Origin of the sequence: Streptomyces sp. NPDC047072, from assembly GCF_040643855.1 — a bacterium.
Taxonomy (GTDB): domain Bacteria; phylum Actinomycetota; class Actinomycetes; order Streptomycetales; family Streptomycetaceae; genus Streptomyces.
This window is the reverse complement of sequence record NZ_JBEYVC010000119.1, coordinates 1-11,233: the sequence shown is the minus strand read 5'-3', so window position 1 is coordinate 11,233 and position 11,233 is coordinate 1. Positions and strand designations below refer to the sequence as shown.

The following is an 11,233-nucleotide window of genomic DNA, read 5'->3' as shown; positions in this document are numbered from 1 at the left end:
GTCCAACCCAGGTTCCGTGCCGACCATGATAGTGACGGGGGCGGCGACACACATCCTTGCGGGCCTGAGCTAGCCGTCTTCCCGCTCAAGCGCCTCGATCACGGGGGCGTTGTCCACGTAGATGCGCTGATCGACGAACTTGCCGTCGACAATGGTGATCTTGGAAGCCGCCTTGATCTCGATCACCGCTCCGCTGCTGAGAGTCCAGCGGCCGATGGACTCGAAGAAGACGACCCCGCCCTCCTCCTCCCACACATTCACGAGGTCGTGTCCCAGTGACTGCACCTCGTCGAGCTTGGCGGTGAAGGCCATAATGATGTTCTCGCGCCCCTTGATCTCCGGGCTGTTCCCGAACGTCAGCGTCATGTCCTCCGCGTAGTAGGAGCCGAACTCGCGGGGGCTGTTCGCCTCCATGGCCGCGTAGTACTCGGTCAGCAGCCTCACCGTCTCGGTGCTCGCTCGCATGGTGATCAGACCTCTCTGTCGGAACATTCCCGGGCGGGGCAGCCAACCATACTATTGACCGAGTCCCACAATGCAGGATATCTTCCGATTCACCACGTCGAGAGTGTGTGTGCACCGCCCCAGCCGAGCCGCCGGCGATTCGCACCAGCCCCGTCAAGGCCGAGCCGATCGTTTGCCTTGACCAAGAAGGTCCATCTCGACGCAAGCGAGCCGTTCATCAACAGGCTTTCGCGTTCACGCCCGCCGGGCTTCGAACCCCAGGCCAATGGCAGCAAGACGCATGACCGAACAATGGCGATCGACCCGTGCGGGAGACTTCATGTCCGTCAACTCAACCTCCAGGCCGGCCGCACCCCCCGCAGGGGGACGCGAAGACCCGAGAACGTTCCTGTTCCGCCTCACCGTGATCGCCAGCCTGGGCGGCCTGCTCTTCGGTTTCGACACCGGCGTCATCGCGGGCGCGCTGGTGTACCTCCGTGAGAGCTTCCACCTCACCGCGGTCACCGAGGGCCTGGTCGTCACGTCACTGCTCTTCCCGGGTGCCACGACAGGTGCCCTTCTGGGCGGCCCCATCGCCGACCGTCTGGGGCGGAAAAGGTCTCTGGTAATCGCCGGCGTGATCTTCCTCGTGAGCACGGTCGCGTGCGCCCTGGCACCCAACGTCCCCGTTCTGATCGTGGCGCGCATCGCGCTCGGCTACGCCGTCGGCGCCGCCTCCGTCGTCGTACCGCTCTATCTCGCCGAACTGGCGCCGGCCTCCCAGCGAGGCCGCATCGTCACGGTGAACCAGCTCATGCTGGTCATCGGCCTGTTCATGGCATTTGTCACCAACGCGGTACTCGCCAACACGATCAACGACCGGGTCGTGTGGCGCTACATGCTCGGTATCGCCGTCGTTCCGGCGGCCGCGCTGCTCATCGGCATGCTCACCCTGCCCGACACCCCTCGTTGGTACGCGAGCAAGCAGATGTGGTCCGAGGCGCGACGCACTCTGGAGCGGGCGCACAGCGCCAACCGGGTCGAAGCCGAGTACGAGCAGATCACGGCCATCGTCGAAGCGGACGAGATCAAGGGCAAGTTCTCCGTCTTCGCCACCCTCCGCAGCGAGCCATGGATGAAGCGCTTGATCGTGATCGGCATCATCCTGGCCATGGCTCAGCAGACCACCGGCATCAACGTGGTCATGTACTACGCACCCACCGTGCTGGAGAATTCCGGCCTCACCCGCTCCGCGTCACTGCTCGCCTCCGTCACCGTCGGAATCGCGATGATCGTCTTCACGGTCGTGGGCATGTGGATTCTCGGTGTGATGGGGCGCCGCAGGATGATGCTGCTCGGTTTCGGCGGCGTCGCCGCCTCCCACCTGGGCCTCCTCCTCACCTACCTGCTGCCCGACTCGAACCTGCGCTCGGACCTGATCCTGGCGTTCATGCTGCTGGTGACGGCGTCCATGGTGACCTTCCTGGGCACTACAGGCTTCCTCGTGCTCTCGGAGCTGTTCCCACTGCCGATCCGCGGGTTCGCCATGGGCGCTTCCCTCGGCGGTCTCTGGGTCGCCAACTCCCTGATTTCCTTCCTCTTCCCGATCCTCGCCGACAAGTACGGTTCAGTGGCGGTTTTCTCCGGATTCCTGGTGCTCAACGTGCTGGCGGCACTCTTTGCATTCCGTTACATTCCGGAAACCAAGGGTCGGACCCTGGAAGAGCTCGAAGTCGAACTGCGCGAGCGTTACAGCGGCGCAGCCACTCGTCACTCCTGACCCGTTACTGCCCGCACCACCTCTTCGGTATCTGCCGACCCGGCCTACCGGATCGGCAGATACCGATTTCCAAAATGACAGAAAGTGAGATCGGAAAAATGACTGAACGCAGGTTCGCCGGAAAGGTCGCCCTCGTCACCGGCGCCGGCAGCGGTATCGGCCGCGCTACGGCGATCGCGTTCGCTGCCGAAGGCGCGGATGTTGTCGTCGCCGATATCAACACGGTCGGCAACGAAGAGACCGCCCGGCTCGTCGCCGAGCACGGCGGGAGGGTACTCACCGTCAAATGCGACGTGACTTCTTCCAGCGACATACAGGGCGCTGTCGACCAGACGGTCCAGGAGTTCGGTCGCCTCGACATCGCGTTCAACAACGCCGGTGTCGAACAGCCGCCGGCGCCTCTCGTCGACATCTCCGAGGACGAGTGGTCACGCATACTCGACATCGACCTGCGCAGCGCCTTCCTGTGTATGAAGTACGAGATCCCCGCCATGCTCCAGAACGGGGGCGGCGCCATCGTGAACACCTCATCCGGCGCAGGGGTCGTCGGTATCCGGGGGCAGGCCGCGTACGTCGCGGCCAAGCACGGGCTGATCGGCCTCACGAAATCGGCGGCGCTGGACTATGCCGCGCAGGGCATCAGGGTCAATGCGATCTGTCCGGGCATCATCGAAACGCCGATGATGGACCGCTTCTCCGGCGGCACCCCCGAGGGCCGGGCCCGCGTGATCGGTCAGGAACCCGTGGGCAGGATGGGCTCCCCCGAGGAGATCGCCTCCGCGGTGCTCTGGCTCTCTTCTGATCTCGGCGGATTTGCGACCGGTCACGCCATGGTCGTCGACGGCGGCCAGACCGTCGGCTTCTGACGGCCGACGGCAGTACAGACCACACAACGGAGAGGACCACATTCATGGCTGGGGAACACCGCCGATTTCAGTCGCGCCTGATTGTCACCGGACTCGATGCCGACGGCAGGTCGACCTTCGTGAGTGACGCTCCGACGGCCGACCGCCTCGTCGCCGACGGCTACACCCGCAACCAGCTGTGGCAGGCGACGCAGGTGCCGACGAAGGTGACGGCGCCGAACGGCCCCGGCGACGCCGCGGTCATCCCACCGCCACCGGCCGGCTACAACTACGTGATCACGGCCTTCGCTCCCGACAGCGAATGGGACTACGAGGGCGGCTATGCGCGGATCCTGGCGGAGTCGGGAGCCGGCGACGCGGTTGACCCTGCGGACGCCCCCGGCATGCACACCACGGACACGATCGACATCGTCACCGTGATTTCCGGGGAGGCCTGCGTTCTCCTCGAAACCGGCGAGACGATCATGCGGCAGGGCGACACGATCGTTCAGCGCGGCACCAAGCACGCCTGGCGGAATCGGACGGACAAGCCCTGCGTGGTCTCGGCTGTTCACATCAGCGCGATTCGCTGAGCCTGCATATACCCCGAACACAGCGCCGTACGGCCAGGGCCACGGGATACCCGTGGCCCTGGCCTCAATTGTCTAAAGCGTCAGCTTTTCGAAGTACTACGGGGTGCCGGGGCCGTACTTGAGGGCCGGAGTCACGGTCGGCTCGACATGCCCCTGCGCCAAGAGCTCGAAGGCGTACGCCATGCCCATGAGCTCCGGATCCTGGAACGCCCTGCCCTGGAGCTGGAAGCCGATCGGCTGGTTGTGGCTGTTCACGCCGGCCGGGAAGATGACGGTGGGCACTCCGGAAGCGGACGACTGCGGGTCCCGGCGCCCGAAGCTGTTGCCCACGGAGTCGTTGAGGTGGATGTCGCTGAGCTCCGTCGGGTCCAGGACGGCGTCGACTCCCTCCTGCTGCATCCACGCCTCCAGGGACTGCCGGTATCCGGCGCGCCAGGTCTGCATGTTCGCGATGTCCTGGGCCGACATCGCACCGGCGCCGGTGTAGGGGCCGGTCGTCCGGTTGTACGGCAGCCTCAGCGGGCTCTGGATGATCTGCAGCGGATCCGTGTACGGGCTGTTCGGGTGGTCGGCGATCCATTCCCGCCAGCCCTCGTAGTTGGTGTCGCCCGCGTACGTGCGCGCTGGAGCCGCGGGCGCGTCGCTGATCGTCCGGATCGTCGCACCCGCTCGGCGGAACTGGTCGAACTGTGCCCTGAGCGCGTCGCTGGTCTCCGTCGTGCCGAACGGGTCGTTGAACGCGGAGGCGGGGACGCCGATCACCTTGCCCTTGAGGGCTCCTGCCGTGAGACCCGTCGTCCAGTTCTTCGGGCGGTGACCGTTCGAGACGTCGTCCAGCGGGTCGTCAGGGTTGTCCACGGCCGTGGCGTTGAGCAGGAGCGCCTGGTCCTGGACCGAGCGGGAGATGAAACCCACGTAGTCCTGGACGACGGTCAGCGGCATGGTGCCCTGACCGCTCTCCATGCCGTCCGTGCCACGCAGGGACACGAGGCTGGCGGCGCCGGAGGGTCCCCACAGCGAGTCGCCCGTCTGGGTGCCCAGCGCGGCGGCGGCGAAGCTCGACGCGACCGCCACGGCGGATCCGCCGCTCGAACCGATCGAGCTGCGGGACGGGTCGAAGGCGTTCCACACCTGGCCGTACGCGCTTTCGCTGTAGAACCCGCTGTTCGCGAATTCCGAGAGGTTGGCCTTGCCGAGGATGATCGCGCCGGCCTCGCGCAGCTTGGCCACTTGCCAGGCGTCCTTGGTGGGACGGTAACCGTCGAAGACCAGCGAACCGCCCGTCGTCGGCATGTCCTTGGTGTCGATGATGTCCTTCACCAGGATGGGAATGCCCAGCAGCGGGCGCTTGTCGCCGTGGGCCCGGGCGACGTCGGCGGCCCGGGCCTGGGTCATGGCGTCGGACGCGACGGTGATGACCGAATGCAGGCCGAGGGGGCCCCGGTCGTACGCGGAGATCCGGTCGAGGTAGGCGCGGGTGATCTGCGCGGCGTTCGTCCTGTCCGCCTTCATGTCCGTGAGCAGCTGGGTGATCGTCTTGCCGACGACGTTGTACTTCGAGCTCGTCGTCACCACCGGGACCGTGACCGCGCCGGTCCCGGCTCCCTTGAGCGGCTTCTGCCTCAGGGTCCGGCAGTCCGGCGCGTGGAAACCGGGAGCCTTCAGCCCGGACAGTTCATAGTTCGCCAGTGAGCAGATCTCCGCTCCGGACAGCCCGGACAGATCCGGGGACCGGGTCAGGCGGGAGGCCGTGGCGGCGACGGCGCTCACCTGCGAACCCGCTGCCGGGATCGCCGCTCCGCTGCTGAGTGCGCGGCTCTCCGACAGCCCCGTGACCACGAAGTGCAGCAGGGAGAGGCTCTGTCCCGGTGCGAGCTCCAGCCGGTTGACGAAACCGGGGTGGTTCGCCTCGTCACCCGCCGTCGGCAGCGGGTTCTTGAAGGGATTCCGCAGGAAGTTCCCCACCCGGCTCAGGCTTCCGGCGTAGCCGGGGGAGCCGATGGTCGTGGCCGACGGCCCGTTGAAGCTCGCCGAACCGGTGCCGGCCGAGGGCGTGTACCACTCCGCCCATCCGTCCTCGCCGGAGACCGTCCGGTCACCGGACGACGTCGAGGCGACAGCGCTCTGGTTCGCTCCGGTGTTGTATCCCAGCTGCCCACCGAAGGCGACATCCACGAGTTGCCGCTTCTTGGTGGTGTTCGTGAAGGTGTCGAAGAACCTTCCGTAGCTGTCGCCCGGATTGATGACGAGTTTACGCTCGACGGCGATCCCGTCGAGTACGACGGGGTGGCTGCTGTTGAATGCGTTCCCGCCTTCCTGCGCTATTCCGAAGCCACGCAGAAGTATTCCGTCGAGCGGATTGCTGGACTTCGCCACGCTCATGCGGATTCCGCCGTAGCCCAGCAGTGCGTTTGCTGTCGTGCTTCTTATGCTGCCGGTATCGATGCCCGGGATCGCCGCGTCGTTGACGTTCCATCTGTCGCCTGAGGTCACGGGTACCGGGGTGTATGCCGAAGCGCTGGGCACGCCTATACCCACGACCAGCGTCACGACCGAAGCCAGCAGCCCCGACGCGGTTGTTCTCATTTTGAACACGGGGATTTCCTCTTCAGAGAGATCCTGCTCGAAGCGTGTGGGGGACTCGCAGGTTATGAAGAGGTAAGACTTAAGGCAATTTCCTTTAGATTTCAGGGGCGTTAACAACGGCCGCGCGGCCCTTGGTAGTCGTGCGGCCGGATCATTTCATCTTTCGGCGGGAAAGTGAGGGGGAGATTTTTCTCCCTGTCTGGAGCCCGTCCGATGGCTCGCCGATTCGTCCGGGCTCGCCTCGAACTCCGGGCCCTTGCCCTACCGGCCACCCAACACACACGGAACGAAGTCGACCCGCTCGTCCGGATCGCCGTCGACCGTCGGGTTGATCGGTGCTTCCGCCGCGGTGCGCCACGGCAGTTTCGGCCACCACTGCCGTTGCGCGGCCGCGGCGTCCGCGGTCGGCTCCGTCGGCACCCCCGGGACGAGCACCAGGTAACTCTGCTTCTGGCATTCCGCTTCCGCTCGCACCCGCTCGACCGGTTCGGTCCAGCTGTGCGGCGCGAGATTGAAGAGTCCCCAGTGCACCGGAATCATCAGCCTGCCGCCCACCAGTTCGTTCGCGCGCACGGCGAGTTCCGGTCCCAGGTGCTGGTCCGGCCAGTCCGAGTCGTACTCCCCTGATTCGATCAGAGTCACGTCGAACGGCCCGAGGCGTTCGCCGATCCGCTCGAGATCGGGGAAGTATCCGGTGTCTCCTGAGTACCACGCCCGGTGCTGCGGGCCACGCAGCGCCCACCCCGACCAAAGGGTCTCGTTGCTGCGCAGCGGGTCTCGGCCCGAGTTGTGCCGGGCGGGCGTGGAGACGAGTTCCAGGGAGCCGACCTTGGTGGTCTGCCACCAGTCGAGTTCGCGAATCTGCTGCGTGGGGACGCCCCACCGCTCCAGGTCCGCTCCGATTCCCAAGGGCACCACGAAGGTGGTGTGCGACCAGCCGGACATCGCGCTGATGGTCGGTTGGTCGAGATGATCCCAGTGGTCGTGCGAGATGACCACGACATCCACCGGGCCGAGATCGGCAAGCGCGGCGGGCGCCGGGTAGAACGGCTTACGGCCGAACAGGCCGTTCGGCCCTGCCTGTTCTCCCCAGAACGGGTCGATCAGCACTCGGGTTCCGTCGATCTCCATCAGCGTCGACGAGTGGCCGAACCAGGTGATACGCAGTCCGTCCGCCGGCGGATCGTCCAACAGGCTGGTGTCGGTCGGCGCGATGTGGAGAGGCTGATTCGGGCTACTGGTATCGCTGCTGTCGCCGTCGAAGATCGTCCCTGCGAGCGGTGCCCTCGGGGACATCCACAGCGGCTGGGGGTCCCTGAACTCGCCGTCGTGCCACTGCGGTGACCGCTCGATCCTGGCCTGCCGGTCGCCGGACGGAGACGCACCGAACGGTGTGGTGCGCACGTAGATCAGACCACCGACCACTGTGATCACGATCAGTACGCCGACTACGACCACGGCCCAGCCGATCCGCCGCCGCCAGCGTCGTGGCCGACGCGGAGCCAACTCGGCCTCGCCGTCCTCGGGTGGGTTCGAGACGGTGGAGTCGCCGTCCTCATTCAGTCGTGCGATCACCACGTCGGTCCTTCTGCGCGTATCACGTCGGCGTCTTTCAAAAAGGGAGAGGAGCAGGGCAGTTACACGTCTCGGTCAGCGCAGGTGCGCGTTCATGAAGCGGGCGACCAGCTCGGCCGGCTGGTCGGGGTTCCGGCTGAACTCGTGGTCCTGACCGGCGAGCAGATGCAGTTCGCCGTCCCGGAAACGGGAGGCGTAGGCCTCGGATGCGCTCGGAGGAATGATCGCGTCGTCGGAGCCGTGGATGATGCTGACCGGCGCGGTGTAGCGGGAGGGGACCTCGTCGATCGGGAGGGTCTGCGCGGTGACGAGATAGTCGCGGCCGATCTGCACACCGAACATGGAGATGGACTCCGGCGGGTCGTCCGGGTCGTACCGGGTGCCGCCCATGTTCCCCGAGCGCGCGCCTTCGGGAATGGTGGTCGCGGGCGCCAGCAGCGCGAGTGCGGTGACCCTGTCCCGTAGCTGCCCGGCCAGCAGCGCGGCGACAGCTCCGCCCTGCGAGTGGCCGACGAGGCCGATCGTGGAGACGAAAGGCAGTGCACGGGCGTAGTCGTAGAAGCTCCGGGCGTCCGCGACCTCCTTGGGCACGGTCATGTCGACCATGTCGCCGCCGCTGGCGCCATGGCCGTCGAAGTCGAATCGGATGCTGGCGATTCCCGCTTCCCGCAGGGCCTGGGCCGTGGCGCGCACCACCGGCACGTCCTGGCTGCCGGTGAGCCCGTGCATGACGATCACCAGCGGCACCTTCTGCCCGGCCTTGAGCGCGGGGACTTCGAGGGTGCCGACCAAGCGGATGCCGTCGCGGGTCAGCGCGATCGACTGCGATCGGGCAGGCCCCCCGTCCGTGGCCGCGTCGGTGGGGTTCGGTGTTCCTTCCGCCGTCTCGACAGAGGTCCGGGTGCCCCCCGACGCGGCACCGCCGGAGCTGCAGCCGCTCACCACCAGCAGGGCCAACAGGCCAACGACCGCGGCAACCTGGTGGCCACCGCGCCACGGCGCAAGCCGTTGGCGCCGACTGATGGTCTTCGTCTGCTCGTCTCGCTCGCTCACGGCACCGGCCGTGGTGTGCACGCCGAGGTCGTCGGATCTCGACATCTGTCGGCTCCTCTCCAGGGTGATCTTGGTGGACTCGATGCTCAGTGCATTCCACGGATGGCAACGCCGCGATCAGGCCTTCGGGGCGAATCGGTACGAGCGACCGATCGCCGGGCCGTGGCCGCCTTCGATCGACGGCGGCCACGGCGAATCAGGCCACGGCGTAGGGATCAACACCCGCCCACGCCTCGCGCCGCGCGTGGGCAAGGCGGTCACGGACCAGGCGCGGCTCCGCGTCGAACGAAAGGCACGCCCGGCGGCGCGGGGTGAAGGCCGGCCAGACAGGCAGTGCCGAGGTCGCGGGCGTGCCCTTGCGCGCGAACGCGATGAAGGAGTCGATCATCTTCGAGGACAGGTCACGCGCCGTCGCGGGATCGGACAGCTGGGGCGCGCCGAAGTCGCCCGGTCCGAAGTTCCCGAACGTGAACGGGACGTCCGAGCCGTGCCAGGCCCCGTTGGCGCTGGCTCCGGCGTAGTCGAAGGTGTACTGCCACACGCGTGCGCCGGCACGGTGGGCGTGCTCGGCGAGGTACACCGAGGGCATGACGACGAACCAGCCGCTGAGTACGTCGTTGAGGGTCGTGTGCCCTGGAACGGCGGTGTCCTCGTAGACCCGGAGAATGCGCTCCCAGGCGCGCTCGCCCGTCGCCCGGCGGGCGAGGCTCTCGAAGCGCCCGGCGAGGAGGGGCGAGCCCATGAACAACTCGGACTCCTGGGCGCAGGTGCCGATCATCAGGTCGACACCACCGCCCACGGCTGCCAACGGGTGCTCCGGCAGCACCGCCCCGTCGATGACGTGGGGGAACGGCTCCAGGAGCTGGGGGTCGCCCCATACCTGCGCGGAGGCTTCGACCAGGTCGGCGGCCGGGACCGTCGTCAGGCGCGAGGCGTCTGTGATCCCGAGGAAGCGCAGGACCGCCTCTCGGGTCGCGGAGGCGAACTCGGCGGTGTGGGTGGGGCGCGGGCCGCCACTCTGCACGATGGCGCGGCGGAACAGTCCCCGCGCCTTCGGGGCGCCGAGCAGCGCGCCGAGAGACATGGCACCCGCCGACTCCCCCATGACCGTGACGGAGGACGGGTCACCGCCGAAAGCGGCGATGTTGTCGCGTACCCACCGCAGCGCGGCGATCTGATCAAGCAGCCGCAGGTTTCCCGAACCGGGGCGATCGGGCTGGTAGAGGCTTCCGAAGGCCGCCAGGCGGTAGTTCAGCGTGACCAGGACGCAGTCCCGCCGTACGTAGTGCTCTCCGTCGTACGTTGGGTCGCTGCTCCGCCCCGCGACGAAAGCGCCCCCGTGGATCCATACGATCACCGGGCGCTTCCCCTTGGTCGACGGGGACCAGACATTGAGGTACAGGCTGTCCTCACTCTGGCCCGGGACCTCCGGCACCCCGGGCAGCGGCGGAATCTGGAGCGAGGCAGGACCGTACTCGGTCGCGTCGCGCACCCCGGTCCACGACGGCACCCGCTGTGGCGGAGCGAAGCGCAGCGGTCCGACCGGCGGAGCGGCGTAGGGTACGCCCTTCCAGACCAGCACGCCGTCGCTCTGCTCGACGCCCCGCACCTTGCCCGAGCGCGTGGCAACGACGAGTGACCCGGTGTTCCGGGCACCGCGGGGGCTGGCCAGGGCACTGGACGGGGTGAAGCCACCTGCCCCGAGCGCCACCCCGGCGACGCCCGCGCCAGTCAGTCCCAGAAAGCCTCTACGCCGAAGATTCTGTCCCAACGGAGTTCTCCTCACTTGTCGGCTGCATGGAGATAGCAATGAAGCCGGAATCGGCGGCGCGACAAAAGATGTCGGCACATTCATGATCAGCAACGTTGCCATGACTCTCGCTCAGCTGGGAGGGAAAGATGCATCCCCCCTCGATTGTCCAGTTCATGGCAACAGGGCAGAGGGCAAGCCCTAACCGTCAGTTCCGATATATCCCGACCTCTTGGCGACGATGTAGCCGACCCCGAAGGTGCCACCGAATGCGCTCGCGCCAGCCATTGCCGTTTCCTTCAACCCCGCCCCGAAGACGGTGAATGCGAGTTCAGCCAACAGGGTCATGGCGGTTGATGTCAGAACGATGACCCCGATGGCGAACCTGCCGACATCGTCACCCTCCGATGCCCCAGGAGGGGTTTCATTTTCAGATGGTGTCTGATTTTCCACTCCACCGTTCTTTCTGGTTTCGGAGCGTTGCGGTCTAGCCTCCGATGGCCGACATCGGGCGGTCCGGCTGGACGAAGGTCGGGTCGTCCAGGCCCGCGCCCGCCTTCTTGCCCCACATCGCCTCGCGCCAGATGCGGGCGATCTCCTCGTCCGG

At 66.9% G+C, this 11,233-nt stretch carries 9 protein-coding genes and 1 pseudogene; 3 read left to right on the top strand and 7 right to left on the bottom strand.

Annotated features, from left to right (window positions below; genetic code table 11):
* Window positions 1-69: 69 nt before the first annotated feature.
* Window positions 70-465: a nuclear transport factor 2 family protein gene (locus ABZ896_RS36075; RefSeq protein WP_360938586.1), complete on the bottom strand. Its 396-nt coding sequence runs from the start codon at window positions 463-465 to the stop codon at window positions 70-72.
* 319 nt (window positions 466-784) lie between these two features.
* Between ABZ896_RS36075 and ABZ896_RS36070 the strand changes: the two genes are divergently transcribed.
* The 3 genes from ABZ896_RS36070 (at window position 785) to ABZ896_RS36060 (ending at window position 3,662) form a co-directional block, all read left to right on the top strand.
* Window positions 785-2,224 carry a sugar porter family MFS transporter gene (locus tag ABZ896_RS36070; protein WP_360938583.1) on the top strand — a complete coding sequence of 480 codons (1,440 nt, stop codon included), beginning with the start codon at window positions 785-787 and terminating at the stop codon, window positions 2,222-2,224.
* A gap of 98 nt (window positions 2,225-2,322) precedes the next feature.
* The gene (locus ABZ896_RS36065; protein WP_360938580.1) at window positions 2,323-3,090 is read left to right on the top strand and encodes an SDR family oxidoreductase; all 768 of its coding nucleotides are present in this window, start codon (window positions 2,323-2,325) and stop codon (window positions 3,088-3,090) included.
* A gap of 119 nt (window positions 3,091-3,209) precedes the next feature.
* Window positions 3,210-3,662: a cupin domain-containing protein gene (locus ABZ896_RS36060; protein WP_360938577.1), complete on the top strand. Its 453-nt coding sequence runs from the start codon at window positions 3,210-3,212 to the stop codon at window positions 3,660-3,662.
* Between the two features lie 96 nt (window positions 3,663-3,758).
* Here ABZ896_RS36060 and ABZ896_RS36055 read toward each other — a convergent pair whose 3' ends face one another.
* The 6 genes and pseudogenes from ABZ896_RS36055 to ABZ896_RS36030 form a co-directional block, all read right to left on the bottom strand.
* A complete protein-coding gene (locus tag ABZ896_RS36055) occupies window positions 3,759-6,044 on the bottom strand; it encodes an amidase family protein (RefSeq protein ID WP_360938574.1) in 2,286 nt (761 codons plus the stop codon).
* Between the two features lie 465 nt (window positions 6,045-6,509).
* On the bottom strand, window positions 6,510-7,823 hold the full coding sequence (locus ABZ896_RS36050; RefSeq protein ID WP_360938571.1) for an MBL fold metallo-hydrolase: 1,314 nt from the start codon (window positions 7,821-7,823) through the stop codon (window positions 6,510-6,512).
* Between the two features lie 75 nt (window positions 7,824-7,898).
* The gene (locus ABZ896_RS36045) at window positions 7,899-8,921 is read right to left on the bottom strand and encodes an alpha/beta fold hydrolase (RefSeq protein ID WP_360938568.1); all 1,023 of its coding nucleotides are present in this window, start codon (window positions 8,919-8,921) and stop codon (window positions 7,899-7,901) included.
* A 151-nt stretch (window positions 8,922-9,072) separates the two neighbouring features.
* Window positions 9,073-10,647: a carboxylesterase/lipase family protein gene (locus tag ABZ896_RS36040; RefSeq protein ID WP_360938564.1), complete on the bottom strand. Its 1,575-nt coding sequence runs from the start codon at window positions 10,645-10,647 to the stop codon at window positions 9,073-9,075.
* A 180-nt stretch (window positions 10,648-10,827) separates the two neighbouring features.
* Window positions 10,828-11,079 carry a hypothetical protein gene (locus ABZ896_RS36035; protein ID WP_360938561.1) on the bottom strand — a complete coding sequence of 84 codons (252 nt, stop codon included), beginning with the start codon at window positions 11,077-11,079 and terminating at the stop codon, window positions 10,828-10,830.
* Between the two features lie 34 nt (window positions 11,080-11,113).
* Window positions 11,114-11,233: pseudogene (locus tag ABZ896_RS36030) on the bottom strand (GTP 3',8-cyclase MoaA); the annotation flags it as partial.

Coding starts and splice junctions, on each gene's coding strand:
- ABZ896_RS36070 (WP_360938583.1), top strand. CDS start 785: ATGTCCGTCAACTCAACCTCCAGGCCGGCCGCACCCCCCGCAGGGGGA.
- ABZ896_RS36065 (WP_360938580.1), top strand. CDS start 2,323: ATGACTGAACGCAGGTTCGCCGGAAAGGTCGCCCTCGTCACCGGCGCC.
- ABZ896_RS36075 (WP_360938586.1), bottom strand. CDS start 465: ATGCGAGCGAGCACCGAGACGGTGAGGCTGCTGACCGAGTACTACGCG.
- ABZ896_RS36055 (WP_360938574.1), bottom strand. CDS start 6,044: ATGAGCGTGGCGAAGTCCAGCAATCCGCTCGACGGAATACTTCTGCGT.
- ABZ896_RS36045 (WP_360938568.1), bottom strand. CDS start 8,921: ATGTCGAGATCCGACGACCTCGGCGTGCACACCACGGCCGGTGCCGTG.